The organism is Streptomyces sp. NPDC005004 (genome assembly GCF_053600675.1).
This window is the reverse complement of the sequence record NZ_JBSGAH010000003.1, coordinates 206,071-232,019: the sequence shown is the minus strand read 5'-3', so window position 1 is coordinate 232,019 and position 25,949 is coordinate 206,071. Positions and strand designations below refer to the sequence as shown.

Below are 25,949 nucleotides of genomic sequence, written 5' to 3'. Positions count from 1 at the left end.
GCTCCTTCGACGCGGCGTCCGAGCCCTCCACGCCCGTAGAAACGGCCCGTAGAGGGACGAAAGTAAGCCTCCTGGACGCCCTTGCCAAGACCATCGTCGGCAACCCGCTGAGTCGGTCCCGATTCACACTCCGGTGGGTGAGCGCGCGCGTGTGCGTGCCGTGACGCCCGCTCCCTTGGACGGGTAGCCAACACCAGCGGTGTTACGGCCCGGCTACGCCCGCTTTGCGGTCGGTTTCAGACGTTCGCCAGGGCGCAGAGCGCCGCCAGCTCGTCCATGGACAGGCCGAGCGCCCCGGCGAGGGCGGCCACGGTGAAGAAGGCCGGGGTGGGCGCCCGGCCGGTCTCGATCTTGCGGAGCGTCTCGGCGGAGACCCCGGCCGCCGCCGCGACCTCGGTCATGCTCCGGGGGCCACGGGCCTCGCGCAGCAGCGCGCCGAGCCGTTCGCCGCGTTCGCGCTCTTCTGGGGTGAGGGGGGTGCGCACCATGGCACCCATTCTAATACCGGTATAGTAATTGGCATGATGGAACTCAAGACGGACGCGTCGATCGACGCCATGCACGCGGCGGGACAGGTGGTCGGCCGCGCCCTGACGGCCGTACGACAGGCCGCCGGGACCGGTGTGAGCCTGCTGGAGCTGGACGAGGTCGCCCGCGAGGTGCTGCGCGAGGCGGGCGCCACGTCCCCGTTCCTCGGCTACCGCCCCTCCTTCGCCCCGACCCCGTTCCCGGCGGTGATCTGCGCCTCCGTGAACGACGCGATCGTGCACGGCATCCCCACCGGGTACCGCCTGCGCGACGGCGACCTGCTCTCCGTGGACTGCGGGGCCCTGCTGGACGGCTGGGCCGGCGACTCCGCGATCAGCTTCGTGGTCGGCCGCCCCGACCCGGCCGACCTGCGCCTGATCGAGACCGCCGAGCGCGCGCTGGCCGCGGGCATCGGGGCCGCCGTCGTCGGCAACCGCATCGGCGACATCGCCCACGCCGTCGGCAGCACCTGCCGCCGGGCCGGCTACGGCATCCCCTCCGGCTTCGGCGGCCACGGTATCGGCCGCCGTATGCACGAGGACCCCGAGGTCCCCAACGAGGGCCGCCCCGGCCGCGGCATCCCGCTGCGCCCCGGCATGGTCCTCGCGATCGAACCGATGCTGATCGCCGGCGGCGAGAACGCCTACTACGAGGCGGAGGACGGCTGGACCCTGCGCACCTCGGACGGCTCCCGCGCCGCCCACGCGGAACACACGGTGGCGATCACGGCGGAGGGCCCCAGGGTCCTCACAGCACGACAGCCGGTCTGAGGGAGCGCGGGGCTGTGTCGATGTGCGGCTCCGCCGCCTGGGCGCGAGTACCCGCCGCGGCCCGCGCTCACGAGCCGCCCCCGGCCGCCCCCACCGGAGGCGCCCGCAGGTGCCCTTCGCAGAAGCTCGTGCCAGAGTTGGCAGAAGTGGCCCCCGGCCTCTCCGCACACTGTCGGCGAAGGACGGACAAGATGACCAGCGGTTACACCGGCCCCCCCGAGGGCGACCCCTTCGGGGAACTCTTCTCCCGCTACTTCGGCGGAGCCCCCGGCGCTCCAGGGCAGCCCGGACCCCGCCCCATCGACATCGGCCGTCTGCTCAGCCAGCCGGCCCGCGAGCTGGTCAAGGGGGCCGCGCAGTACGCCGCCGAGCACGGCAGCCGGGATCTGGACACCCAGCACCTGCTGCGCGCCGCGCTGTCCAGCGAGCCGACCCGGAGCCTGCTCAGCCGCTCGGGCGCGGACCCGGACTCGCTGGCCACGGAGATAGACGGCCGCGCGGGTCCCTCCCAGCACCCGCAGGGCAAGGTGCCCCCGACGGCTCTGTCGCTGACCCCGGCGGTCAAGCGGGCGCTGCTCGACGCGCACGACATGGCGCGCTCGACCGGGGCGGGGTACATCGGCCCCGAGCACGTCCTGAGCGCCCTCGCCGCGAACCCCGACTCGGCGGCCGGGCACATCCTGAACGCGGCCCGGTTCCGCTCGGGCCCGCTGCCGCCGTCCCCGCCGGAGGGCGGGCCCGCGCAGGCGCGGGTGGAGCGGCCGCAGCCGACCGGTACGCCGACGCTCGACAAGTACGGCCGCGATCTGACCGAGCTGGCCCGGCAGGGCCGTATCGACCCGGTGATCGGGCGCGAGAAGGAGATCGAGCAGACCATCGAGGTGCTGTCGCGGCGCGGCAAGAACAACCCGGTGCTGATCGGGGACGCGGGCGTCGGCAAGACGGCCGTCGTGGAGGGGCTCGCGCAGCGCATCGCGGACGGTGACGTGCCGGAGGGCCTGGAGGGGCGCCGGGTGGTGGCGCTGGATCTCACGGCGGTGGTGGCCGGCACCCGCTTCCGGGGCGACTTCGAGGAGCGGCTGAACAACATCGTGCAGGAGATCCGCGCCCACTCCGATCAACTGGTCGTGTTCATCGACGAGTTGCACACGGTCGTCGGCGCGGGCACGGGTGGCGAGGGCGGCGCGATGGACGCGGGGAACATCCTCAAGCCCGCGCTGGCCCGGGGCGAGCTGCACATCGTGGGCGCGACGACGCTGGAGGAGTTCCGGCGGATCGAGAAGGACGCGGCGCTGGCCCGGCGCTTCCAGCCGATCCTGGTGCCGGAGCCGTCGCCCGAGGACGCGCTGGAGATCCTGCGCGGGCTGCGGGACCGGTACGAGGCCCACCACCAGGTTCGGTACACCGACGAGGCGTTGTCGGCGGCCGTGGAGCTCTCGGACCGCTATCTCACCGACCGGCGGCTCCCGGACAAGGCGATCGACCTGATCGACCAGGCGGGCGCCCGGGTGCGGCTCGGGGCGCGGACCAAGGGCACCGACGTGCGCGCGATGGAGCGCGAGGCCGAGCAGCTCGCCCGGGACAAGGACCAGGCGGTCGCGAGCGAGCAGTACGAGGAGGCGACCCGGCTGCGCGACCGGATCGTGGAGCTGAAGGAGCGCATCGCGGCCAGCGACGACGGCGAGGCGGACGAGGGCCAGAACCTGGAGGTCACGGCCGAGGCCATCGCCGAGGTGGTCTCGCGGCAGACCGGTGTGCCGGTGAGCCGGCTGACCCAGGAGGAGAAGGAGCGGCTGCTGGGTCTGGAGGACCATCTGCATCAGCGGGTGGTCGGCCAGGACGAGGCGGTACGGGTGGTGGCCGACGCGGTGCTGCGTTCCCGCGCGGGGCTCGCCAGCCCGGACCGGCCGATCGGCAGCTTCCTGTTCCTCGGCCCGACCGGCGTCGGCAAGACCGAGCTGGCGCGGGCGCTCGCGGAGGACCTGTTCGGCAGCGAGGACCGCATGGTCCGCCTCGACATGAGCGAGTACCAGGAGCGGCACACCGTCTCCCGGCTCATCGGGGCGCCGCCCGGCTATGTGGGGCACGAGGAGGCGGGGCAGCTCACCGAGACGGTGCGCAGGCATCCGTACTCCCTGCTGCTCCTCGACGAGGTGGAGAAGGCCCACCCGGACGTGTTCAACATCCTGCTCCAGGTGCTGGACGACGGGCGCCTGACCGACGCGCAGGGCCGCACGGTCGACTTCACCAACACGGTGATCGTGATGACCAGCAACCTCGGCTCGGACGTCATCACCCGGCGCGGCGCCTCGATCGGCTTCGGCCCCGGCGGGCAGGACGCCGACGAGGAGGCACGACGCGAACAGATCCTGCGGCCGCTGCGGGAGCACTTCCGGCCGGAGTTCCTGAACCGCATCGACGAGATCGTGGTCTTCCGGCAGCTCACCGGCGAGCAACTGCGGCGCATCACCGACCTGTTGCTGGAGAGCACGCGTGAACTGGCGCGGGCCCGGGACGTGACGGTCGACTTCACCGACGCCGCCGTCGACTGGCTGGCCGACCGCGGCTACCAGCCCGAGTACGGCGCCCGCCCCCTGCGCCGCACCATCCAGCGCGAGGTCGACAACCAACTCTCCCGCCTGCTCCTCAAGGGCACGGTGCCCGAGGGCGGCCGCGTGACAGTGGACACGAACGCCGAGGGCCTGGACTTCCGGGTCGATCCTCCGGAACAGGCACAACCGGCCCCGGCCCCGACCGCGTCCTGAGTCGGGGTGCCGGGGGGCGGGCGCGGGAGCTCCGCGGGGTCGTCGCGTCGCGTGCGGGTCGTCGCGTCGCGTGCGGCGCGCTCGGCGCGCGGGCCAGAGCCTGTCCGGGGCGCCGTTCGGTCCCGGCCCGCCGCCAGTGCCCGGTCAGTGGCCGGCCGGCCGCACCACCATCGCCGAGCCGCCGCCCCGTCGCACCTTCTCGGCGGCTGCCAGCCAGCGGCCGTCGGGGAGACGCTGGACGCCGGTGGCGGCGCCGATCTCGGGGTTGAGCTTGAAGTTGTGGCCGATGGCTTCGAGGCGGGAGCGCAACGGGCTGTCGTAGAGGGCGGGTTCGAGTTCGGTCTGGGCCGCGTTGCGCTGGCTGGCGCGGGGGGCGGCGATGGCGTCGACCAGGGGGAGTCCGCGGTCGACGAACTCGGTGAGGGTCTGCAGGACGGTGGTGATGATGGTGGCGCCGCCGGGCGAGCCGAGGGCGACCACGGGACGGTCGTGCCGGTCGAGGACGATCGTCGGGGAGATGGAGGAGCGCGGCCGCTTGCCGGGGCCGGGCAGGTTGGGGTCGTGGACGGCCGGGTTGGCGGGGGCGAAGGAGAAGTCGGTCAGCTCGTTGTTCAGGAGGAAGCCGCGGCCGGGCACGGTGATGCCGCTGCCGCCGGTCTGCTCGATGGTGAGCGTGTAGGAGACGACGTTGCCCCACTTGTCGGCGACGGTGAGGTGGGTGGTGTTCTCGCCCTCGTAGGTCGTCGGGGCGGCCTTGCCTCCCTTGGCGCAGGCGGCCGGGTGGCGGGGGTCGCCGGGGGCGAGCGGGCTGGTGAGGACCGACTCGTCCTTGATCAGGCAGGCGCGCGAGTCGGCGTACCGCTGGGAGAGCAGCTCCTTGGTGGGCACGTTCTCGAAGCTCGGGTCGCCCACCCAGCGCCCCCGGTCGGCGAACGCGATCCGGCTCGCCTCGATGAAGCGGTGGAGGTAGCGGGTCTCGCTCGCGCGCGAAAGGTCGGTGTTCTCCAGGATGTTGAGGGCCTCTCCGACGGTGGTGCCGCCGGAGGAGGAGGGCGCGATGGAGTACACCTTCAGGCCGCGGTACGACGTCTCGGTGGGACTCTGCGGCTTGGCGCGGTAGGCGGCGAGGTCCTGGGCGGACAGCCTGCCCGGACGGGCCTTCCAGCCCGAACCCGGGTCGACCGGCGGCTTGTTGACGGTAGTGACGATGTCCCGCCCGAGGTCGCCGTTGTAGACCGCACCGACTCCCTCGCGGCCCAGCTCCTGGTACGTACGCGCCAGTTCCGGGTTCTTGAACGTCGAGCCCACGACCGGCGGCTGCCCACCCGGCAGGAACAGTTTCGCGGTGTCCGGGAAGTAGCGGAACCGCGTCTCGTTGTCGGAGGTCTGCGAGCGGAAGGTGGAGTCCACCGTGAAGCCGTCGCGGGCGATGCGCTCGGCGGGCCGGAGGACGTTCGCCAGCGGTCGCGTGCCCCATTTCCGCAGCGCCGTGCTCCAGGTGGCCGGGGTGCCGGGGGTGCCCACGCTCAGCCCGCTGCTGACGGCGTCCACGAAGGCGAGCGGCTTGCCGTTCTCCTGGAAGAGGTCGCTCGTGGCCGTCAGCGGAGCGGTCTCGCGGCCGTCGATCGTGCGCACGGTACGGGACTTGGCGTCGTAGTAGACGAAGTAGCCTCCTCCGCCGATGCCCGCCGAGTAGGGCTCGGTGACGCCGAGCGCGGCGGCGGTGGCGACGGCCGCGTCGACCGCGTTGCCGCCCTTCCGCAGCACCTCGATGCCCGCGGCGGTGGCGTCGGCGTCCACACTGGCGACCGCGCCGCCGTAGCCGACGGCGACGGGGGTCTTGGCGGGTTGTCCTGCCGTGTGCGGCGGCCCCGCGGCCACCGTCGACAGGACGGCGGCCGAGACGGCGGCCACCGCTATCCCACGCGTGCCAGGACGTGCCATGCGTACCTCCCGGGGGTGACGTCCGCGCAGCGTAACCGGATCGGGGATGTCTCGACAGTACGCCTCCGCCCCCTGTCACACGACCGCCACAGACGGAACGCCGCCGCCCTGCGGCGGGGGCCGGGCGCGGGGCGTCCGGACCGACGGCGGTGGCGCCTTGGGTCCTCGGCCGTCGGGCCCGCTCCCCGCACCGGCCCCCGCGTGGAGCCACTCTCCCGGACGGGGCTCAGACCTCCTTGAGGACCGCCAGGACCCGCTCGGCGGTGGAGACGGTGGACTGCGGGTTCTGGCCGGTGATCAGGTTGCCGTCGGTCACCACGGTGTCGGACCAGGGGGCGCCGGTCCTCAGCTCGGCGCCGCGCTCGGCCAGACGGGTCTGGAGCAGCCACGGTGCCGCCTCGCCGAGGCCGCCCTGGCGCTCCTCGTCGTCCGTGAAGGCGGTCAGGGCGCGGCCCGCGAAGACGAAGGTGCCGTCCGCGCGCCGCGCGGCGAGCAGACCGGCCACGCCGTGGCACAGGGCGGCGATGACCGTGCCGCGCTCGTCCGCACCCGCGAGCAGGGCGCCGAGCCCCGGGTCGGTGGCGAGGTCGGCCATGGGTGCGTGGCCGCCGGGCAGGTGAAGGGCGTCGTAGTCGCCGGCCCGGACACCGGCCAGGTCCAGCGGGGCGTCGAGCTCGGCCGCGATGGACTCCAGGTAGGCCGCGAAGGCGGCGCCGTCGGCGGGCTCGACACCGCCGCGCCCGTCCAGCGAGATCGGGTCGACGGTCGGACGGACCCCGCCGGGGGTGGCGACGTCCACCTGGTGTCCGGCCTCGGTCAGGACACGGTGCGAGGCGGCGACCTCCTCGGCCCAGTAGCCGGTGGGGTGGGCCGTGCCGTCGGCCAGGGTGAGGGTGTCGGCGGCCGAGATGATCATCAGGATCTTCGCCATGGCGGGAAATCTCTTCTCTGAGCGTGAGGTGTGCCCCGGACCCCGGGGCGGCGACGTCCTCAGTTTTCATCAGTTCCGCTGTGCTGCCACGCCTGATCCATAAGTTGCCTTATGTACGGTGGGTTGCGTGACGGACCTCCCTCTGCTGACGGCCTTCCTCGAGATCTACCGCCGCGGTTCGCTGACCGCGGCCGCCACCGCGCTGGGCGTCTCCCAGCCGGCCGTCAGCGGCCGGCTCGCCCGGCTCGAGGAGCAGCTCGGCGACACTCTGTTCACCCGGTCTCGCGGCGGCGCCGAGCCGACCGCCCGGGCGCACGAAGTCGCCCGCCGGATCGCCCCGCACCTGGACGGTCTGCGTCGGGCGCTGGCCGAGGAAGCGGACGAACAGTCCTGCCAGGGCACCGTCAGGCTGGGTGCGGCGGGCGAGTTCACCGCGACCCGTCTGGTGCCCGCGCTCGCTCCCCTCACCCGTCGTGGACTGCGGCTGCACCTCACTCCCGGCGTCGCCGAACCACTGCTCGCCTCCCTCCTCGCCGGGGAGCTGGACCTGGTGGCCTCCCCCGTCCGCCCTCCGGCGAAGCTGCGCGGCCTGGCCGCGACACCCTTCCTGGACGAGGAGTTCGTTCTCGTGGGCACGCCGGCCGATGCCCGCTCCGTCGATCCCGGGCGGCTGGCCGAGGACCCGGTCGCCGCCCTGGCCCACCTGCCGCTGGTGGCCTATGCCGAGGAGCTGCCGATCATCCGGCGTTACTGGCGGAGCGAGTTCGGCCGTCGTCCGCCCAACCCCGTCTCCGTTCTGGTGCCCGACCTGCGGGCCGTGCTCGCGGCCGTGATCGCGGGCGCGGGCGTCTCGGTGCTCCCCCGGTACCTGGCCGAACCCGCCCTCGGCGCGGGCTCCCTGGAACAACTGCACCGCACCGAGGTGCCACCGCTCAACACCCTGTATCTGGTGACCCGTTCCGGTCCCGTCGAACCCGTGGTCCACACGGTGCGCCGCCGGCTCCTCGACCACGCGGCGGCCTGGGGGACCCTGTGACCCCGCGGGCGGGCGGGAAGGACCACCCGGACCTGCGAAAATGCGTGCGATTCCCTGCGGGCCGATACCATGCGCGGCCATGAACGACGACGTACGGAACATCGTCCTGGGTGTCATAGGCACCGGCGTCAGCGCGGCGCTCGGCTGGCTCGCCCGCACCTATCTGTGGCGGCGCAGGCTGCGGCGCAAGCAGGCGTTCTTCGGGCTGCCGGAGAACGCGGAGTCCCTGCTCGTCGTCAACCGCGACCCGGCGGCGACGGAGCCCGCCGTGCACCGCTTCGACGTGTTCGCACTGCTTGAGCTGTCCGCACTGATCAAGGAGTGCGGGGCGCATTTCCAGGTGGTGACGCAGGACGCGACCCATCAGGGGTTCGGGGAGCGCACGGAGTTCTGTGTGGGCGGTCCGGCGTCCAACCGGCGGATGCAGGCCCACATGACGGCACTGCTGCCCGGCATCCGGGTCAACACGGAGAAGGAGAAGGGGCCCAACCGGGGCGCGTTCCGCATCGGTTCGGAGACCTACCGGATGGAACCCGGCACGACCGAGTACGTGCTGCTCGCCAAGGTCACGGCGGGGCGCGAGACCCGCCCGGTGTTCCTGTTCTGCGGACAGCGGGCCATCACCAACCAGGCCGCGACACGCTATCTGGCCCGCAATCACCCGCGGTTGGCGCGCAAGCACGGCAACGGCCCGTTCGTGCTGCTGCTGAAGGTGGTCAACTCCCAGGCGTACGGCCCGGATCTGGTGGAACTGGTCGCCGACGTGACGCGGGCCGCGCAGGCACCCTTCCCGGTCGCCGAGGAAGAGGCGCGACCGGCACCCCAGGCGTCGTAGCGTTCACCGCCCGCGTTCAACAGTCACGCCCAACAACCTTTACCCGTACGTAACTTACCGACGGGTTACTTGAGTGAGCAACCCCCCACTACCCTCGGGTCACTTTGCACTGACACGCGTCAGGAGTGACCCATGCGATCCCCCCACCGCACCCTGCGCACCTGCGCCGTCGGCACCGTATCGGCGGCGCTGGCCGCCGGGGCCCTCGTCGGACTGGCACCGGCGGCCCAGGCGGCCGCCCCCGCCGTACGCTTCGTCGACATTCCCGGCGACGGCGACACCGTCCTCAAGGCGAACGTCGTCACACCCTCCGGCGACACCGCCACCGGGCGCCACCCGCTCCTCGTCCTCCCCACCAGCTGGGGTCTGCCGCAGGTGCAGTACCTGGCGCAGGCCCGCAAGCTCGCCGAGTCCGGCTACGTGGTGCTCACCTACAACGTGCGCGGCTTCTGGCAGTCCGGCGGCGAGATCGAGGTGGCCGGGCCGCCGGACGTCTCGGACGCCTCCAAGGTGATCGACTGGGCACTGGCCAACACCCCCGCCGACCCCGACCGCATCGGCATGGCGGGCGTCTCCTACGGCGCGGGCATCAGCCTGCTCGCCGCCGCCCACGACCCCCGCGTCAAGGCCGTGGCGGCGCTCAGCGGCTGGGCCGACCTCATCGGCTCGATCTACTCGGGCCGCACCCAGCACGTCCAGGCGGGCGCCCTCCTGGACGGCGCAGGGCTCGTCACCGGCCGCGAGGGCCCCGAGCTGCGCGGGATCTTCGACAGCTTCTACGCCTCCGACCTCTCCAAGGAGCAGGAGCTGACCGACTGGGGTCACCGGCGCTCGGCGGCCTCCTACCTGGACCGGCTGAACAAGACCAAGCCCGCCGTCTTCCTCGCGGGCGCCTGGAGCGACTCGGTCTTCCCGGCCAACCAGTCCGCCGACTTCTACGAGAAGCTGACCGGCCCCAAGCGCCTGGAGCTGCGTCCCGGCGACCACGCCACCCCGGAGCTGACCGGCCTGTTCGGGCTGCCCAACGACGTGTGGACGGACACCGCCCGCTGGTTCGACCACTATCTGCGCGGCGTGGACAACGGCATCGACCGCGAGCAGCCGGTCCAGCTGGAGTCCCGCGACGCGGGCGGCTACGAGGGCTATCCGGACTGGAAGTCGGTCGCCGCCACCGAGCGCAAGATCGCGCTGGCGGGCACCACGACCATCCACGCCAACGTCGACTCCGGCGCGGACGGCGGCACCGTGCTGCTCTCCGGCGCCCTGGACCAGTTCGCCAAGCTGCCGCCCATGGCCTCCATCCCGCTGCTGCCGCGCCGCTGGGCGGCCGTGTGGCAGTCGGAGCGGGACGCGGCCCCGCAGCGCGTGCGCGGCACCGCCAGACTGCACACCACGCTCACCCCGACCGCCGAGAGCGGCACCCTGGTGGCCTACCTGTACGACGTGGGCCCGCTCGGCATCGGCAAGCTGGTCACCCACGCGCCCCTGACCTGGCACGGGCGGACGCCGGGCGAGCCGTTCGGCGTGGACCTCGACCTGTTCTCGACGGCGTACGACGTACCCGCCGGGCACCGGCTCGCACTGGTGGTGGACACGGTCGACCCGCTCTACATCGAGCACAACCCGTCCGGCGCGCAGCTGACCTTCTCCTCGCCGGAGGCCGACCCGTCGTACGTGTCGGTCCCCCTGCGCGAGCAGTGATCTCCGGCTGCCGCCGGACGAGCATGGCCCGTTGTCCTGCCGCCCCCTTCACGGCTTCGGCGCCGTGGGTGGCTCCCCACCGGGCAGCAGTGCCCCAGGACCGGCCTCGGCCACCGCCACGGCCTCGGTCTTGGGACTGCGCTGCTCCCGGCGGGCCACCCAGCCGGCGAACCACGAGAGCAACATGCACATCCCGATGTAGATCGGCGAGATCACCATCACCACGGGGATGAACGGCAAATCGTAGTCGAGGTTCGAGGCGATGAGCTTCCCGGCGTGGAGGAACTCCTCGTAGGTGATGAGGAAGCCGAGCGAGGTGTCCTTCAGCGCGACCACCAACTGGCTGATGATCGCGGGCAACATGGCGCGCACCGCCTGCGGTACGAGGACGTAGGCCATGACCTGGGTTTTCCGCATCCCGAGCGCGAACGCCGCCTCGCGCTGGCCGCGTTCGACGGCGTTGACGCCGGAGCGGAAGACCTCGGCGAGCACCGAGCCGTTGTAGAGGGTCAGTCCGGCGACGAGCGCGGGCAGCGCCTGCACCTTGAGCGCCACGAAGATGAAAAAAATCATGACCAGGACGGGCATCGCGCGGAAGAACTCCACGACGAGCGTGGCCAGCCAGCGCACCACCCGGTGGTCGGAGAGCCGTCCGACGGCCAGCACCCCGCCGAGGGCGAGGGAGAGCACGGCCGCCATGGCGAACGCCTTGAGGGTGTTGCCGAGGCCGCGCAGCAGCAGCTCCTGGATGCCCTTGTACTCGAACGGCATCCACTTGGTGTAGGTGAACTGGTCGGTGGCGAACAGGAGATGGAGCACCCAGGCGACCAGGCCGAGCAGCACGGCCGTGGACAGGACGGCGTAGAGGGCGTGGCGGCGCCGGGTGCCGGGTCCCGGAACGTCGTAGAGGGCGGTGGTGCCGGTCATCGGGCGACCCCCCACTTGCGCTCCATCAGGTTGAACAGGGCGCTGATCGCCAGGGTGATGACGAGATAGCCGACGGCGATCCAGACGAAGATCCAGACGATGTTGTAGCCCAGCTCGCTCAGCGTCTTGTAGGTGCCGAGGAGTTCGGTGACGCTGAAGGCGCCCGCGATGGCCGAGTTCTTGGCGAGGGCGATGAGGGTCGAGCCGATGGGCGGGATGACCGAGCGGAACGCCTGCGGCAGCACGACCACGCTCAGCGTCTGCGCGAAGGTCATCCCGAGGCTGCGAGCGGCCTCTCCCTGTCCCCGGGGCACGGTGTTGATGCCGGAACGCAGCGCCTCGCAGATGAACGCCGAGGTGTAGCAGCCGAGCGCGACGACCGCGAACGCCTGGAAGGGCAGGACGATTCCGAAACGGGGCAGCCCGAGCAGCACCGCGAAGAACAGCAGGGTGAGCGGGGTGTTGCGCAGCACGGTGACCCACGCGGTGCCGAAGACCCGGAGCGATGCCACGGGCGCGACGCGGAAGGACGCCATCAGGAAGCCCAGGGCGAGCGCCAGCAGGGAGGCGTAGACGGTCAGTTCGACGGTGCCGAGGAAACCCTCGGCGTAGACGGCGAAGTTCTCTGTCAGTACGTTCATGCCGTCCTCGGTCAGCTCGCCGGATAGCGGTCGATCGGTGGAGGTTTCGGTGCGGGCACGCCGGACAGGCCGAGTGTCGCGTCGTACGCCCTCTTCCAGTCGCCGTTCTTCTCGCGGGCGGCGAGGGCGTCGTCCAGGGCGAAGCGCAGGGCGTTGTCGCCGTGCGGGACGCCGATGCCGTAGGGCTCCTTGGAGAACGGCCTGCCGACGACCTTGAGTTCGCCGGGGGCCTTGGCCGCGTATCCGATGAGGATCGCGTCGTCGGTGGTGACCGCGTCGACCTGATAGGTGAGCAGGTTGTCGACGCACACCGAGTAGGTGTCGTAGGCGACCAGAACCGCCTTCGGGTAGTCGTCCTTGATGCGCTGGTACGGCGTCGAACCGGCCGCCGAGCACACGCGTTTGCCGTCGAGGTCCTGCGGGCCGTGGATGTCGTCGGTGTCCTTGCGCACCAGCAGGGACTGCCCCGCCATGTAGTACGGGCCCGCGAAGCCGACCAGTTTCTTGCGGTTGGCGTTGATGGTGTAGGTGCCGACGTAGTAGTCGATCTGACCGTTCTGCAGGGCCGTCTCGCGGTTGGCGGAGGCGATGGTGCGGAAGCGGACGCTGTCGCCGGGGAAGCCGAGGGAGGCGGAGAGCATCTTGGCGATCTCGATGTCGAAGCCGGAGTAGACGCCGGTGGCCGGGTCCTTCTCCCCGAGGTAGGGCTGGTCCTCCTTGGCGCCGACGACGAAGTGACCGCGCTTCTTCGCCCGCCTCCAGGTCGGGGAGCCGGGCAGGGTGAAGTTGCGGTCGACCGAGTAGTGCGGAAGCCGCTCGGGGGCGGGGCCCTTGACCGGCGGGCTGCCGTCCTTGCCGCAGGCGGCGAGCGGAGCCAGCAGGGCGAGCAGCAGCGGCAGGACGCGCAGCGGCCTGGCGCGGGGCGCACGGGTGTCGCGGGACATGGAACGCACTCCCCCGGTCAGTGTTTGAGGATCTTGGACAGGAAGTCCTTGGCGCGCTCGCTGCGCGGGGCGGTGAAGAACTCCTCCGGGGTGCGGTCCTCCACGATCCTGCCGTCGGCCATGAAGACGACCCGGTTGGCGGCGGAGCGGGCGAAGCCCATCTCGTGGGTGACGACGATCATGGTCATGCCCTCCTCGGCGAGCTGCCGCATGACCTCCAGGACCTCGTTGATCATCTCGGGGTCGAGGGCGGAGGTGGGTTCGTCGAAGAGCAGCGCCTTGGGGTCCATGGCGAGGGCGCGGGCGATGGCCACGCGCTGCTGCTGGCCGCCGGAGAGCTGGGCCGGGAACTTGTCGGCGTGGGCCAGCAGGCCGACCCGGTCGAGGAGTTCACGGGAGCGGCGTTCGGCGTCGGCCTTCTTGCGGCCGCGCACCTTGATCTGCGCGAGGGAGACGTTCTCCAGGACGGTCTTGTGGGCGAAGAGGTTGAACGACTGGAAGACCATGCCGACCTCGGCGCGCAGCCGCGCCAGCGCCCGGCCCTCCTGCGGCAGTGGCTCGCCGTCCAGGGTGATCGTGCCGGACTCGACGGTCTCCAGCCGGTTGATCGTGCGGCACAGCGTCGACTTGCCCGATCCCGAGGGGCCGATGACCACGACCACCTCCCCCTTGCCCACGGTGAGGTCGATGTCCTGAAGGACGTGCAGATCCCCGTAGTACTTGTTGACGTCGCGCAGTTCGATCAACGGATCGACGGCCATCCGCAGCCCTACTCACTCTCAGCCGTGTCGTACTCAGCCGTGGTCGTGCTGGCCGCAAACTATCCAGCCGGCCGCCACACGGATGGACGACACGCGCCTTTCGGGCATTAGCCGTATTTACACGCCCCGGCGGGGGGTGGGGCTCAGATCTCGGACAGCTCGGCGTAGAGCTGGGACAGTTCGGGGACGCCGGCGGAGGCCCACGCGCGGCCGCACTCCACGACCTCCGCCTCCCGCCCCGAGGCGAGCCGCAGCACGGGCTCGCCGTCCTCCCGCAGGTGCCAGGCGGCGCCGGGTACGGTCCGCACGACGACGGTGCCCAGATAGAGCCCGGCGTCGTTGCCCAGCCAGGGCAGCGACTCGGTGTCGTCGCGCCAGCGCGGGAGCAACTGGTCAAGGGCCTCCAGGGAGGCCGGGGTGTCGTCCAGGCGGACGCCCGCCGCCTCCGCCTGGGAGCGCAGCAGCTCGCACTCGGAGAGCAGAGCGGCGATGGCCTCGGGATCGGCCGGCAGCACCACGTCAGCGCCCTTGCGGTGCCGGGCCCCCAGGAACGGGATGTTCATGCCCTCAGCGTGGCATCACACGTCGAGGTCGACCACCACGGGCGCGTGGTCCGAGGCTCCCTTTCCCTTGCGCTCCTCGCGGTCCACGTAGGCGTCCTTGACGGCTCCGGCGAAGGGGGCGTTGCCGTAGACCAGGTCGATGCGCATACCGCGGTTCTTCGGGAAGCAGAGCTGGCGGTAGTCCCAGTACGTGAAGGGCTTGTCGTACTTCAGCGGGCGCGGGACCACGTCGGTCAGGCCGGTCTCGCGCAGGGAGGTGAGCGCGGCGCGCTCGGCGGGGGTGACGTGGGTGGAGCCCTCGAAGGCGGCGCGGTCGTAGACGTCGTCGTCCGTCGGCGCCACGTTGTAGTCACCGAGGATCGCGAAGGGGCGGCCGCCCGCCGCGTCGCCGGCCACGGCCGCCTTCAGCGCCTCGAACCACTGGAGCTTGTACGCGTAGTGCGGGTGGTCCACCTCGCGGCCGTTGGGCACGTACACCGACCAGACGCGGACCGGGCCGCAGGTGGCCGACAGGGCGCGGGGCTCGACCACTCCGTCGTACCCCGGGTCTCCGGGCAGTCCCTTGACCACGTCCTCGATGCCGACGCGGGAGAGCACCGCCACGCCGTTCCACCGGCCCGTCGCGTGCACCGCCGCCTCGTAGCCCAGCTCGCGCAGCGGCTCGAAGGGGAACTGCTCCTCGGCGATCTTGGCCTCCTGGAGGCAGAGCACGTCGGTGCCGCTGCTCTCCAGCCAGGCGAGCAGCCTGGGCAGGCGGGCGGTGATCGAGTTCACGTTCCAGGTGGCGATGCGCATGTTCCACAACCTACCCGCCGGGTCCGACAACGGGTCCTCGGGCGAGGGGACCCGGCGGGCTTCAGAGCAGGGCGTCGTCCCCCGGGGCGAGGCGCAGGTGCTCGGCACCGGCGAGGGAGCCGATCTGGCGGTCGTAGATCGGGCGGGCGAGGTCGGTGAGCAGCGCGTCGTGGATGTCGTACGCCCGCTGCGGCTTGACCTCGCGGACGTACTCGATGACCTCGGCGATCTTGTTCCAGGGGGCCATGACCGGCAGCAGCAGGGTCTCCACGGGCTGGTCGGGGACGGTGAGGGCGTCGCCGGGGTGGAAGATCCTGCCGCCGTCGATCAGGTAGCCGACGTTGGTGATGCGCGGGATGTCCGGGTGGATGACCGCGTGGAGTTCGCCGTGGACCTGGACGTCGAAGCCCGCGGCCGTGAAGGTGTCGCCGTGGCCGACGGTGTGCACGCGGCCGGGGAAGGCGGCGGAGATCCGGTCCGCGACCGAGCTCAGGGTCCAGATCCCGGCGCCCGGGTTCGCCTCCATGGCGGTGCGCAGGCGGCCCTCGTCGAAGTGGTCCGGGTGCTCGTGCGTGATCAGGATCGCGTCGGCGCCGACCGCGGCGTCGGTCTCGCTGAAGCCGCCGGGGTCGACGACGAGCGTCCGCCCGTCCTTCTCCAGGCGTACGCATGCGTGGGACTTCTTGGTGAACCTCATGGCTTCCATCCTGTCGCCTCGGACACGTGGGGTCGCGCTAGCGGGATCGCGCGCGTGGGGTCGCGCTCGTGGGAGCGGACTCACGGGGGCGCGCCACGGGGGCGCGCCGTTCACTCGGCGGGCGTGGTCTCCTCGCGGATGACGCGCTGAGCCACCCGGAAGGCACCGGCGGCGGCCGGGACGCCGCAGTACACCGACGCCTGGAGCAGCACTTCCTTGATCTCGGCCGGGGTCAGTCCGTTGCGCAGCGCCGCGCGGGTGTGGAAGGCCAGCTCCTCCAGGTGGCCGCCCGCGACCAGCGCGGTGAGCGTGACACAGCTCCGGGACCTGCGGTCCAGACCCGGGCGGTCCCAGATCTCGCCCCAGGCGTAGCGGGTGACGAACTCCTCGAAGTCGCCGGAGAAGGCGTCGGCCTCCGCGAGCACCCCTTCCACGTGCGCGTCGCCCAGCACCTCGCGGCGGATCTTCAGCCCGGTCTCGTACCGGTCGGCCACACCGGGCGCCTCCTGCGGCACGGCGACGGGCGCGGGGGCGATCTCGGCGAGCGGCGCGACCTGCACGGGCTGCGGCGGTGCGACGAGCGCGGGGGCGACGGCCACGGCGGGCAGCGCCGTCTGCCCGGTCTCGTACGACTGCTGCCAGGCGGTGGAGAAGTGGCGTACGAGGAGGTCGGTGACGGCGGCGGGCTGCTCGACCGGCACCAGGTGGGAGGCGCCGGGGACGACCGCGAGCCGGGCGTCGGGCACCCCGGCGACCAGCGTGCGGGCCTCGGCGGGACCGGTCACCTGGTCCTCGGAGCCGACCAGGACGAGCGTCGGCACGCCGACCCGGCCCAGCTCGGGGCGTACGTCGAAGGCGGCCAGCGCCTCGCAGGCGGCGATGTAGCAGCCGGGGTCCGTGGTGCGCACCATCTGCACCGCCCACTCGGTGATGGCGGGCTGCGCCGCGGCGAACCCCCCGGTGAACCAGCGCTCGGGCGCGCTGCGGGCGATGGGGTCGAGCCCGTTGGTCCGTACGATCACCCCGCGCTGGCGGAACTCGTCGGGAGTGCCGAAGCGGGGCGAGGCGGCGATCAGCGCGAGCGAGGCGAGCCGCTCGGGGTGGCGCAGTGCCAGTTCGAGGCCGACGGCGCCGCCGAGCGCGCAGCCCGCGTAGCCGAAGCGCTGGACGCCGAGCGCGTCGAGCGTGGCCAGCAGCCGGTCGGCCAGCTCGCCGACGGAACCGGCAGGGTGGGCGGGGGCGCCGCCGTGTCCGGGCAGGTCGAACCGGAAGACCCGCCACTGCTTGACCAGTTCAGGCACCTGGCGGTCGAACATGTGCCAAGTCGTCCCGAGGGAGGGCCCGAGAACGATCACGGGGGCGTCTTCGGGGCCGTCGAACCGGTACTGGAGGGCAGGGGTCTTCTTCTCACTCACCGCACCACGCTAACCGCCGGTCGGGTGTGCCCGTTTCGTGGGGGGCGGTGCGCACGGCGCGTCGGCGGGGATCGCCGGGGAATCCTCACACGGTCTTCACGGCAGGCGCGCCTGCCCGGGGTCCACGGTCCAGTGGTTGACGCGCAGCGTCCGCCCGGCGAAGTCGACCTCGGTCTCCTCGACGAACCGGAAGCCGAGGGAGCGGCAGATGCCGTTGGACGGCGCGTTGTCCGTCGCGGGGAAGGCGTGCACGGTGTCCCAGCGGTCCTGCTCGCGGGCGCGCGCGAGCACCGTGCGGACGGCTCGCTTGGCGAGCCCCCGCCCCTGGAACTCGGGCAGCACCATCCACCCGATCTCGGACATCGGTCCGTGGGGGGTGTCGTGCGACCAGAGGGTGACGGTCCCCGCGACCGTCCCGGGGGCGGCGGGGTCCGGGACGATCATCTTGATCCAGGCGTGGTCGGCGGCGGCCTGTGCGGCGTCCCGGCGGACCTTGTCGGCCATGCCCTCGCGGGGCAGCGGGCCGCCGAGTCCGGCCATCATGACGGGGTCGCAGCGCATCCGTATGTACGCGTCGAGGTCGTCCGGGGTGACATCGCGCAGGTCCAACGGGGAGCTCCTGTCCGCGCGTTCGCTGGTGTGGCCGGTCAGGTCGGGTCGGGTCGTCGGCGGGACGGCCGGGGGGCGGGGGCGCCGCGCAGGAGGGCGAGTTCCCGGTTCATCTCCTCGAGGAAGCGGGAGACCACGCCCAGCTCCGCGGGGCTGAAGCGCCGCCGCGCGGCCTCGGTGCCCTGGGCCAGGGGCCGGAAGAAGTCCCGGGCGACGACTCTGGCCGCCTCCGCGTAATGCAGGTGGACGACGCGGCGGTCGTCGTCCGCGCGGACGCGCCGGATGTGTCCCGCCCGCTCCAGGCGGTCCAGGCAGGCGGTCATGGCGCCGGAGGTGAGGTCGAGCTGCCGGCGCAGCCGCCCGGGCGTCACGGGACCCTCCTCGGGATCGGCGTCCAGGATCGCGACGAGAGCCTGGACGTCGGTGAGGTGGAGCCCCTGGGTCTGGGCGAACTCGTGGGCGACGCGGTTGAACTCGCCGTTGAGCCGGCGCAGGAGGACCGCGAAGGAGTGCAACCCCGTGGGGTCGTCCCCCGGAAGAGACGGCGAGGCGTGTTCGGTCCCGTGCATCGGCCCAGTATATGGTTACTCGATCATTGAGATACTTTACGAATGACACATCCGGTCGCATCGATCTTCTCGGGGAGAGACGTATGAGAGCGACACCCGGCTGGACGCGCCGGCTCGTCCCGCTCGTCCTGCTGTTCGTCTGGCTCGGCGTGGGCGCGACGCTCGGGCCCTACGCCGGAAAACTGGGCGAGGTCGCCACCAACGACCAGTCCGCCTTCCTTCCGCAGAGCGCGGAATCGACCAAGGTGCTCACGGCCCGCGAGGCGTTCGACCAGGCGGAGACGCTGCCCGCCATCGTCGTCTGGACGGCGGACGGCGACCGGATCACGGACGCCCGGCGCGCGAGCGCCACCCGGGCGGTCGGTGCACTCGCCGGGCGGAGCGGGATCGTCGGCGCGCCGTCGCCCGCGCTGCCCTCGAAGGACGGGAAGGCGTTGCAGGCCGTCGTCCAACTGCGGCCGGACCTGGGCGACCGGTTGCCCGGTGTGCTGGACGCGGTGCGCGAGGCCGCGCGGAGCGTGCCGGGGACCACGGCGCGGATCGCGGGCCCGGCGGCGAGCCAGGCCGATCTGGGCGACGCCTTCGCGGGCATCGACGGGCTGCTGCTGGGCGTGGCACTCGGCGCCGTGCTGCTGATCCTGCTCCTGGTCTACCGGAGTGTCCTGCTCCCCTTCGTGATCATCCTCGGTGCGGTGTTCGCCCTCGGACTGGCCTGCGCGGTCGTCTACGCGCTGGCCGACCGCGGCGCGGTCCGGGTGGACGGACAGGTGCAGGGCATCCTCTCCATCCTCGTCATCGGCGCCGCCACCGACTACGCGCTGCTGCTGGCCGCGCGGTTCCGCGAGGAACTCGCGACGGGTCGGGACCGGGCCGCGGCGGCGGTGGCGGCGGCCCGCAGGTCGTTCGGCGCGATCACCGCGAGCGCCGCCACCGTCGCGCTCGCGCTGCTGGCCCTGCTCGCGAGCGACCTCACCAACAACCGCGCGCTGGGACCGGTCGGCGCCATCGGCATCGTCTGCGCGGTGCTCTCCTCGCTCACCTTCCTGCCGGCCGTACTGGCACTGCTGGGCCGCAGCGCCTACTGGCCGTCCCGGCCGAGGCCGTCGGACGGGTCCGTGGAGGGGCACGGTGTGTGGCACCGGGTCGCCCGCCGGGTGGGCGCCCGCCCGCGCGCGGTGTGGGTGGTGACCGCGCTCGGCCTCGCGGTGCTGGCGGCCTTCTCCCCCTCGCTGTCCGCGAAGGGAGTGCCCCTCGACGAGATCTTCGTGAACGACGCCCCGTCGGTCGCCGCCCAGAAGACGCTGGGCGAGCACTTTCCCGGCGGGTCGGGCAATCCGGCCGTGATCATCGCCGACGCCGGCCGGGCCGGTGAGGTGACCGCCGCGGCGAGGGCCACCGACGGCGTGGCCTCGGCGGACGCAGTCCCGGCGTCCGGGCGGCCCGGCGGCGGGGCGCCGAAGGTGGTGGACGGGCGGGTCCGCATCGACGCCACCCTCGACGCCGCGGCGGACAGCGACGCCGCCAAGCGGACGGTCGAGCGGCTGCGCGCCCGGGTGCATGCGGTGCCCGGCGCCGACGCGCTGGTCGGCGGCTACACGGCCCAGCAGTACGACACCCAGCGGACCTCGGCCCGGGACCGCGACGTCATCGTGCCGGTCGTGCTGGGGATCATCCTGCTGATCCTCGTCCTGCTGCTGCGCTCCCTGCTCGTACCCGTCCTGCTGGTGGCGACCGTGGCGCTCAACTTCCTGGCGACGCTCGGCGTCTCCTCGCTGGTGTTCAAGCACCTGTTCGGCTTCGGCGGCGCGGACGCGTCGGTCCCGCTGTACGGGTTCGTGTTCCTGGTGGCGCTGGGCGTCGACTACAACATCTTCCTGATGTCCCGGGTGCGGGAGGAGGCGCTCGTGCACGGCAACCGGCAGGGCGTGCTGCGCGGTCTGACCACGACCGGAGGGGTGATCACCTCGGCCGGGGTGGTGCTGGCCGCGACGTTCGCCGCCCTGACGGTGATCCCGCTGGCCTTCCTGGTGCAGATCGCGTTCATCGTGGCCTTCGGCGTACTCCTCGACACCCTGGTGGTGCGTTCGCTCCTGGTCCCGGCCCTGGTGCTCGACATCGGGCCGCGGGCCTGGTGGCCCGGTGTCCTGCCGCGTGACGGCGCCCCTGTGCCCGGCGCGCGCGAGGCGAACGGGGTGGCGGGCGCCGGGGTCTGAGGACGCGCGCTCTGGTGGTCCGTCAGAGGTCGGCCAGGGCGCCCAGGCCGGTGAGGGCGTCGACGGGGTCGAGAGCGGGGGTGCCCCGGGGCCACCAGTCGTCCTGGCCCGGCTCGGACTCGTAGGCGTACCAGAGGCCGTCCTGGCCGAAGCGGAGCTGGACGTGGCCGAGCGGGTGGGTGAGGTGGTTGTGCCAGGGGCGGAACGGGGGCAGTCCGGCGGCCATCAGCAGCGGGCGCGCCCGGTCGAAGCGGCCCGCCGGAGGGTTCCACGGTTCCTCCAGGACGGCCAGTCCCGCGAGGCCGCCCTGCCGCCAGGCGGCCACCGCGCGGGCCAGGTCGGAGGGGGTACGGCCCGCCGCCGAGGCCAGCGTGGCGTACAGCGCGCGGGTCGCGGCGGTCAGGCCGGAGCCGGGGCGGGCGGCGGCGAGGCGCACCGCGTCCTGCCACAGGGTCAGACCGCCCACCGGATCGCGGCCGGTGGTGAGCAGGGCGTGCGCGCGAGCGGCGGCGTCGGTGGCGAGCTGGTCCAGCGCGAAGGGGTCCGGGCCGCCGGGTGCCGCCGGGTACACCGGAGGCTGCTCGGGGTGCGCGGGGGCGGGCAACGGCGGGGGCGGGGGCGGCAGTCGGCGCTCGGCGAGCGCCTCCGTGGCCCGTACGCCCGGCAGGTCCTCGGTCAGCCCCTCGCGGGCGGCGCGGGCCGCGTGGGCGGCGCTGCGCCGGGACAGCGTGTCCAGCAGCTCGCGCTCGCCCCGGCCGCGCAGCAGGAGCAGCACGAAGGGGTCGGCGTCCAGCAGACGTGCCGTCTGGTAGCAGAGCGCGGCGGCGTGCTTGCAGGGGTGGCCGGAGTCGGGGCAGTTGCAGCGCGGGTTCAGCTCGGTGGGGCCGGGCAGCAGGGGTGCGCCGCAGTCCGCCAGGGAGTGCGGCAGCTCCTTGTCGAGCAGCGCGGCGATGTGCCCCGGGCGCTCCACGGCCGCGTCCAGGAACCGCTCCCAGTCCGCGTCCCGGAGCGTGGGCAGGGTGACCTGCACGCGGTACGGCCGGGGACGGCTCCCCCGCACGTACGCCAGCACCCGGCCCGGCGTCACGGTGATCGCGTCCACGTGTCCCGCGTCCGCGTAACTCCGGCCGCGTGCGACACGCTTGGGGTCCAGCGCGCCCCGCTCCAGCGCCTCCACCCAGGCGTTGCCCCACCAGGTGTCCGCGAACCCGTCCGTCTCGGTGCGGGGCGCGAACGCCGGGAACGTGCGGCGGAGTTCGTTGTCACGGTGGGGGGTGGCCATGGTTGCGGGGAGGTACGGGGTCGCTTGCGCGGGCTCCGGCCGGACGGGCCGGGGGCGCGTGAACTCCGGCTCGGAAGCGGGGACTTCAATCTCCACGGTCTCCCCGGCGGTGCCCTCGAAGGCGTCCTCGGGGGTGTCCTCCCAGGTGGGCATGCGGAAGGCGGTCGCGAGGAAGTCTTTCACTTCACGGACGGCCTGAGCCCGGGCGGCCCGGGGGGTGCCCTCGGCGGGATTGGGGGCCGGCTTGCGCACCGGCTTACGGGCCGGGCGCCGCTTCTCCTCCTCCGCCTGCGCGCGAAGCGCCTCCGCCCGCGCGGCCCGCAGGGCTTCGCGGGCGGCGTCGCCGGGGCGGCGGGTGGTGGGAGACGGGGTGGCGGCTGGGCGGGCTGCTGGATCGGGGGCTTCCCCGGACTGGGCGCCTTCGGCGGTCGGGCGGGGGGCGGTGTCCTCGGCCTCCGGGACGGCGCCTTCGGCCGCTCGGCCGCTGGTGAGGTCGTCCGCCGTCGGGGCGGGGGCGGTCCCTTCCGCGATCGGACCGGGCGCCGCGCCCTGGGACTCCGCGGCGGCGGAGCCGTCGGTTGCCGCGCCGGTGGCGGTGCGAGTGCCTTCCGCGCCCAGGCCGGGGGCAGTACCGACCAGGGTCGAGGCGGAGGAGGCGCCTTCAGCGCGCGGACCGGAGCCGGTGTCGTCCGCCAGCGGGCGGGACGCGGCGCCGTCGGCCGCGTGGCCGGTGGCGACGCCCTCCGCCCCCTGGCCGGGAGCGACGCCTTCGGTGCCGGGGACAGCGGCGGGTCCGTCGGCCGGAGGGACCGCGGCAGCCGTGCCGGCAGCGCCGTCCGCCGCCCGGCCGTCCGCCGTCCGGGCGTTGGCGCCCAGCCGCTGGGCGACGGCGGCGCGGAGAGCCGCTCGGGCGACGTCGCCGGCCCGGACGGGCTCGGCGGACGCACCGGTCTCTTCCGCCTCGGAAGGTACCCCGGACGCGGAAGACCCACCGGCAGGCACGGGGTCACCGGCTCGGGCGGACTCCTCGGCCCGCGGGGGCTCCGCCTGCCGGGGAGCCGATGCCCGCGTGTCCTCCTCCGCCGCACCGGACGCCTTCTCCCGCGCCTGCCGCAGCGCCCTGCGCGCCGCCTCCGCCGGACTCGGGCCGGACTCGGTCATGACGGCCTCCGCAGCGAGACCAGGTCGGAGAGTTCGCGGTCGGTGAGTTCCGTCAGGGCTGCCTCGCCGGAGCCGAGGACGGCGTCGGCCAGTGCGCGCTTGGCGGTGAGCATCTCGGCGATGCGGTCCTCGACGGTGCCCTCGGTGACCAGGCGGTGGACCTGGACGGGCTGGGTCTGCCCGATGCGATAGGCGCGGTCGGTCGCCTGGTCCTCGACGGCGGGGTTCCACCAGCGGTCGAAGTGGACGACGTGGCCCGCGCGGGTGAGGTTGAGGCCGGTGCCGGCGGCCTTGAGGGAGAGGACCAGGACCGGGGTCTCGCCCGCCTGGAAGCGGTCGACCATGCGCTCGCGCTCGGGTACGGGGGTGCCTCCGTGCAGCAGGTCCACCGGGACCGCGCGGGCGCCGAGGTGGGCGGTGATGAGCTGGGCCATGCCGACGTACTGCGTGAAGACGAGCACCGAGCCGTCCTCGGCCAGCACGGTGTCCAACAGCTCGTCGAGCAGGGCGAGTTTGCCGGAGCGGGCGGCGAGGCCGTCCGGGCGGGACGCTCCCTCCTTGAGGTACAGCGCGGGGTGGTCGCAGATCTGCTTCAGCGCGCCCAGCAGCTTGAGGACGAGTCCGCGCCGGGCGATGCCGTCGGCGGACTCGATGGCCGCCATGGACTCGCGCACCACCGCCTCGTACAGCGCGGCCTGTTCGCGGCCGAGCGGCACCGGGTGGTCGGTCTCGGTCTTGGGCGGCAGTTCGGGAACGATGCCGGGGTCGGACTTCTTGCGGCGCAGCAGGAAGGGCCGCACGAGGCGGGCCAGGCGCTCGGCGGCCTCCTGGTCCTCGCCGTTCTCCACCGCGCGGGCGTGCCGGGCGCGGAAGGACTGGAGGGGGCCGAGGAGTCCGGGGGTGGTCCAGTCGAGCAGGGCCCACAGTTCGGAGAGGTTGTTCTCGACGGGGGTGCCGGTGAGCGCCACGCGCGCGGGGGCGCCGATGGTGCGCAGCGCCTTGGCGGTCGCGGAGTAGGGGTTCTTCACGTGCTGGGCCTCGTCGGCGACGACCATGCCCCAGGGGCGGTCCGCGAGCTGCTCGGCGGCGGAGCGCATCGTGCCGTAGGTGGTGAGGACGAAGCCGCCGGTCAGGCCCTCCAGCGTGCGGTCGGCGCCGTGGAAGCGGCGGACGGGGACACCGGGCGCGAAGCGGTTGATCTCGCGCTGCCAGTTGCCGAGCAGGGAGGCGGGGCAGACCACGAGGGTCGGCTCGGGGCGGGCGCGCTTGAGGTGCAGGGCGATGAGGGTGACGGTCTTGCCGAGGCCCATGTCGTCGGCGAGGCAGCCGCCGAGGCCGAGGGAGGTCATGAGGTCGAGCCAGGCAAGGCCGCGCGACTGGTAGTCGCGGAGGGTGGCGTCCAGGCCGGGCGGCGTCTGGGCGGGGGCGAGTCCGGCGGTGAGGCGGTCGCGCAGGGTGGCGAGGGCGCCGGTGGGGACGGCCTCGACACTCTCGCCGTCCACCTCGGCGGTGCCGGTGAGCGCGACGGAGAGCGCGTCGACGGGGTCGAGCAGGCCGAGTTCGCGCTTGCGGGCCTTGCGCACGAGCGCGGGGTCGACCAGGACCCAGCGGTCCCGGAGCCGTACGACGGGGCGGTGGGCCTCGGCGAGGGCGTCCATCTCGGCTTCGCTGAGCGGGTCGCCGCCGAGCGCCAACTGCCAGCGGAACTGGAGGAGTTCCTCGCTGTCGAAGAAACCGGTGCCGTCGGTGGCCGAGCCGGGGGCGGGGCGGACGACGGCTGTGGCGCTGAGGTCGTGGGCGAGGTCGCGCGGCCAGTGCACGCCGACTCCGGCGGCGGCGAGGCGGGCGGCCGCCGTCCCGAGCAGGTCGCTCACCTCGTCCTCGGACAGCGCGAGCACGTCGGGGACGTCGCGCTCGGCCAGCCGCTCCAGGGGCGCCCACACGCGGGCCGCGCGCCGTACGGCGAGGGCGGCGTCCACGCGCGCGCGGGGTCCGAAGGCGGTGTCGGCCTCCCCCGCCCACAGGGCGGCCGCGTCCGTGACCAGGGTGGGGTCGGCCAGGCTGTGCACCTGGACGACGGCCGCGCCCGCCGCGCGCGAGCCGCTGTCGTCCCCCGCGTCGAAGACCGCGTACGCGGACAGGTCGAGGCGCAGCGAGACGCGCACGCCCGCGTCCATGCCCGCGGCGACCTCGGCGGCCCAGTCGTGGGCGCCGGGCAGCGGCTGGGGTTCGCGGGCGGCGAAGGGGCGGCCGCCCGTGTGCGGGGCGGCGGGGGTGCGGGGCAGGGTGTCGGCGACCGCGTCCAGGAAGGAGCGGACCAGGTGCTCGGGCTCGGGCAGCCGGAGCGGGCCCGGGCCGGGCAGCGGCACGGCGTGGCCCTCGGCGGGCAGCGCGGCGGCGATCGCGCGCAGGTGCGCGATGTCGTCGGGCTCCAGCGGGCCCGCGCGCCAGGCGTCGTGGCCGCTCGGGGTGAGGCCGGGCAGCAGCCGTCCGCGCGCGGCCAGGCGCAGGGCGTGCAGTGCGGCGGCGCCCCAGCAGACGGTGGCGGGGTGGGCGGCGGCGTCGTGCCGGGCGCCTGCCAGCAGGGGGAGGGCGTCCACGAGCGGCAGGGTCAGCGCGGGGACCTGGCGGCGCCGTACGGTCGCGCCGTGGCGGCGTACGACGGTCAGCTCGGTGGCCGTGGCGCCGGAGCCCTCGGGATCGGGCAGCGCGGTGCCGTCGGGCGACCAGAGGGCGATGCGGCCCTCGCGGGGCAGGGGCGCGGGCAGATAGACGGTGGCGAGGTACGCCGGGACGCGTCCCCCGATCGCCTCGGAGTACGCGCGCTCGCTGAGCACGGCCGTGCCGCCGTCCATACGTCCT

The 25,949-nt window shown here is 73.4% G+C and carries 21 protein-coding genes; 6 read left to right on the top strand and 15 right to left on the bottom strand.

The window, feature by feature from the left end:
- Positions 1-236: 236 nt before the first annotated feature.
- Positions 237-497: a helix-turn-helix domain-containing protein gene (locus ACWEEU_RS05430; protein ID WP_451728742.1), complete on the bottom strand. Its 261-nt coding sequence runs from the start codon at positions 495-497 to the stop codon at positions 237-239.
- 24 nt (positions 498-521) lie between these two features.
- On the opposite strand from ACWEEU_RS05430, the gene map reads away from it, so the two are divergent.
- Both map and ACWEEU_RS05420 read left to right on the top strand, forming a co-directional pair.
- Positions 522-1,298, top strand: a complete 777-nt coding sequence (gene map, locus ACWEEU_RS05425; protein WP_451728739.1) for a type I methionyl aminopeptidase — start codon at positions 522-524, stop codon at positions 1,296-1,298.
- 191 nt (positions 1,299-1,489) lie between these two features.
- Positions 1,490-4,063, top strand: a complete 2,574-nt coding sequence (locus tag ACWEEU_RS05420; RefSeq protein ID WP_385744286.1) for an ATP-dependent Clp protease ATP-binding subunit — start codon at positions 1,490-1,492, stop codon at positions 4,061-4,063.
- Between the two features lie 144 nt (positions 4,064-4,207).
- Here ACWEEU_RS05420 and ggt read toward each other — a convergent pair whose 3' ends face one another.
- Positions 4,208-6,007, bottom strand: a complete 1,800-nt coding sequence (ggt, locus tag ACWEEU_RS05415) for a gamma-glutamyltransferase (RefSeq protein ID WP_451728734.1) — start codon at positions 6,005-6,007, stop codon at positions 4,208-4,210.
- A gap of 226 nt (positions 6,008-6,233) precedes the next feature.
- Positions 6,234-6,938 (bottom strand): type 1 glutamine amidotransferase domain-containing protein, encoded by a 705-nt coding sequence (locus ACWEEU_RS05410; RefSeq protein ID WP_385744282.1) that lies wholly within the window; start codon positions 6,936-6,938, stop codon positions 6,234-6,236.
- Between the two features lie 127 nt (positions 6,939-7,065).
- Here ACWEEU_RS05410 and ACWEEU_RS05405 point away from each other — a divergent pair, with 127 nt between their 5' ends.
- From ACWEEU_RS05405 to ACWEEU_RS05395, 3 genes are all read left to right on the top strand, one after another.
- Positions 7,066-7,974, top strand: a complete 909-nt coding sequence (locus ACWEEU_RS05405) for a LysR family transcriptional regulator (protein ID WP_385744280.1) — start codon at positions 7,066-7,068, stop codon at positions 7,972-7,974.
- Positions 7,975-8,053: 79 nt separating this feature from the next.
- A complete protein-coding gene (locus ACWEEU_RS05400; protein WP_385744278.1) occupies positions 8,054-8,809 on the top strand; it encodes a hypothetical protein in 756 nt (251 codons plus the stop codon).
- Between the two features lie 132 nt (positions 8,810-8,941).
- The gene (locus ACWEEU_RS05395) at positions 8,942-10,510 is read left to right on the top strand and encodes an alpha/beta fold hydrolase (protein ID WP_451728729.1); all 1,569 of its coding nucleotides are present in this window, start codon (positions 8,942-8,944) and stop codon (positions 10,508-10,510) included.
- Between the two features lie 48 nt (positions 10,511-10,558).
- On the opposite strand, the gene ACWEEU_RS05390 is transcribed toward ACWEEU_RS05395, so the two are convergent.
- From ACWEEU_RS05390 to ACWEEU_RS05345, 10 genes are all read right to left on the bottom strand, one after another.
- Positions 10,559-11,437 (bottom strand): amino acid ABC transporter permease, encoded by an 879-nt coding sequence (locus ACWEEU_RS05390; RefSeq protein WP_385744274.1) that lies wholly within the window; start codon positions 11,435-11,437, stop codon positions 10,559-10,561.
- Entirely contained in the window at positions 11,434-12,078 is a 645-nt protein-coding gene (locus tag ACWEEU_RS05385) for an amino acid ABC transporter permease (protein WP_385744272.1), read from the bottom strand. The genes ACWEEU_RS05390 and ACWEEU_RS05385 overlap by 4 nt, the downstream gene beginning before the upstream one ends.
- Before the next feature lie 11 nt (positions 12,079-12,089).
- The gene (locus ACWEEU_RS05380) at positions 12,090-13,022 is read right to left on the bottom strand and encodes a glutamate ABC transporter substrate-binding protein (RefSeq protein ID WP_385744270.1); all 933 of its coding nucleotides are present in this window, start codon (positions 13,020-13,022) and stop codon (positions 12,090-12,092) included.
- A gap of 17 nt (positions 13,023-13,039) precedes the next feature.
- Positions 13,040-13,783, bottom strand: coding sequence for an amino acid ABC transporter ATP-binding protein (locus ACWEEU_RS05375; RefSeq protein ID WP_199584540.1), 744 nt, complete (start codon positions 13,781-13,783; stop codon positions 13,040-13,042).
- A gap of 143 nt (positions 13,784-13,926) precedes the next feature.
- The gene (locus ACWEEU_RS05370) at positions 13,927-14,346 is read right to left on the bottom strand and encodes a DUF6278 family protein (RefSeq protein ID WP_385744268.1); all 420 of its coding nucleotides are present in this window, start codon (positions 14,344-14,346) and stop codon (positions 13,927-13,929) included.
- A gap of 15 nt (positions 14,347-14,361) precedes the next feature.
- Complete coding sequence (locus tag ACWEEU_RS05365) at positions 14,362-15,141, bottom strand: exodeoxyribonuclease III (RefSeq protein ID WP_451728722.1); 780 nt, start codon at positions 15,139-15,141, stop codon at positions 14,362-14,364.
- A 61-nt stretch (positions 15,142-15,202) separates the two neighbouring features.
- The gene (locus ACWEEU_RS05360; protein ID WP_451728719.1) at positions 15,203-15,838 is read right to left on the bottom strand and encodes an MBL fold metallo-hydrolase; all 636 of its coding nucleotides are present in this window, start codon (positions 15,836-15,838) and stop codon (positions 15,203-15,205) included.
- A 110-nt stretch (positions 15,839-15,948) separates the two neighbouring features.
- A complete protein-coding gene (gene pcaDC / locus ACWEEU_RS05355; RefSeq protein ID WP_451728716.1) occupies positions 15,949-17,253 on the bottom strand; it encodes a bifunctional 3-oxoadipate enol-lactonase/4-carboxymuconolactone decarboxylase PcaDC in 1,305 nt (434 codons plus the stop codon).
- Positions 17,254-17,349: 96 nt separating this feature from the next.
- Entirely contained in the window at positions 17,350-17,862 is a 513-nt protein-coding gene (locus tag ACWEEU_RS05350) for a GNAT family N-acetyltransferase (RefSeq protein ID WP_385744260.1), read from the bottom strand.
- Between the two features lie 38 nt (positions 17,863-17,900).
- A complete protein-coding gene (locus tag ACWEEU_RS05345; RefSeq protein ID WP_385744258.1) occupies positions 17,901-18,431 on the bottom strand; it encodes a MarR family winged helix-turn-helix transcriptional regulator in 531 nt (176 codons plus the stop codon).
- Between the two features lie 83 nt (positions 18,432-18,514).
- Between ACWEEU_RS05345 and ACWEEU_RS05340 the strand changes: the two genes are divergently transcribed.
- Complete coding sequence (locus ACWEEU_RS05340; protein ID WP_451728711.1) at positions 18,515-20,644, top strand: MMPL family transporter; 2,130 nt, start codon at positions 18,515-18,517, stop codon at positions 20,642-20,644.
- A gap of 22 nt (positions 20,645-20,666) precedes the next feature.
- Here ACWEEU_RS05340 and ACWEEU_RS05335 read toward each other — a convergent pair whose 3' ends face one another.
- Both ACWEEU_RS05335 and ACWEEU_RS05330 read right to left on the bottom strand, forming a co-directional pair.
- Positions 20,667-22,457, bottom strand: a complete 1,791-nt coding sequence (locus ACWEEU_RS05335; protein ID WP_451729063.1) for an SWIM zinc finger family protein — start codon at positions 22,455-22,457, stop codon at positions 20,667-20,669.
- 626 nt (positions 22,458-23,083) lie between these two features.
- Positions 23,084-25,942, bottom strand: a complete 2,859-nt coding sequence (locus ACWEEU_RS05330; RefSeq protein ID WP_451728708.1) for a DEAD/DEAH box helicase — start codon at positions 25,940-25,942, stop codon at positions 23,084-23,086.
- Positions 25,943-25,949: the final 7 nt, after the last annotated feature.

What these genes read in the sequence shown, in the direction of transcription:
- ACWEEU_RS05430 (WP_451728742.1), bottom strand. Translation starts at nt 497, where the DNA reads ATGGGTGCCATGGTGCGCACCCCCCTCACCCCAGAAGAGCGCGAACGC.
- map (WP_451728739.1), top strand. Translation starts at nt 522, where the DNA reads ATGATGGAACTCAAGACGGACGCGTCGATCGACGCCATGCACGCGGCG.
- ACWEEU_RS05420 (WP_385744286.1), top strand. Translation starts at nt 1,490, where the DNA reads ATGACCAGCGGTTACACCGGCCCCCCCGAGGGCGACCCCTTCGGGGAA.
- ggt (WP_451728734.1), bottom strand. Translation starts at nt 6,007, where the DNA reads ATGGCACGTCCTGGCACGCGTGGGATAGCGGTGGCCGCCGTCTCGGCC.
- ACWEEU_RS05410 (WP_385744282.1), bottom strand. Translation starts at nt 6,938, where the DNA reads ATGGCGAAGATCCTGATGATCATCTCGGCCGCCGACACCCTCACCCTG.
- ACWEEU_RS05400 (WP_385744278.1), top strand. Translation starts at nt 8,054, where the DNA reads ATGAACGACGACGTACGGAACATCGTCCTGGGTGTCATAGGCACCGGC.
- ACWEEU_RS05395 (WP_451728729.1), top strand. Translation starts at nt 8,942, where the DNA reads ATGCGATCCCCCCACCGCACCCTGCGCACCTGCGCCGTCGGCACCGTA.
- ACWEEU_RS05390 (WP_385744274.1), bottom strand. Translation starts at nt 11,437, where the DNA reads ATGACCGGCACCACCGCCCTCTACGACGTTCCGGGACCCGGCACCCGG.
- ACWEEU_RS05385 (WP_385744272.1), bottom strand. Translation starts at nt 12,078, where the DNA reads ATGAACGTACTGACAGAGAACTTCGCCGTCTACGCCGAGGGTTTCCTC.
- ACWEEU_RS05380 (WP_385744270.1), bottom strand. Translation starts at nt 13,022, where the DNA reads ATGTCCCGCGACACCCGTGCGCCCCGCGCCAGGCCGCTGCGCGTCCTG.
- ACWEEU_RS05375 (WP_199584540.1), bottom strand. Translation starts at nt 13,783, where the DNA reads ATGGCCGTCGATCCGTTGATCGAACTGCGCGACGTCAACAAGTACTAC.
- ACWEEU_RS05370 (WP_385744268.1), bottom strand. Translation starts at nt 14,346, where the DNA reads ATGAACATCCCGTTCCTGGGGGCCCGGCACCGCAAGGGCGCTGACGTG.
- ACWEEU_RS05365 (WP_451728722.1), bottom strand. Translation starts at nt 15,141, where the DNA reads ATGCGCATCGCCACCTGGAACGTGAACTCGATCACCGCCCGCCTGCCC.
- ACWEEU_RS05360 (WP_451728719.1), bottom strand. Translation starts at nt 15,838, where the DNA reads ATGAGGTTCACCAAGAAGTCCCACGCATGCGTACGCCTGGAGAAGGAC.
- ACWEEU_RS05345 (WP_385744258.1), bottom strand. Translation starts at nt 18,431, where the DNA reads ATGCACGGGACCGAACACGCCTCGCCGTCTCTTCCGGGGGACGACCCC.
- ACWEEU_RS05340 (WP_451728711.1), top strand. Translation starts at nt 18,515, where the DNA reads ATGAGAGCGACACCCGGCTGGACGCGCCGGCTCGTCCCGCTCGTCCTG.
- ACWEEU_RS05330 (WP_451728708.1), bottom strand. Translation starts at nt 25,942, where the DNA reads ATGGACGGCGGCACGGCCGTGCTCAGCGAGCGCGCGTACTCCGAGGCG.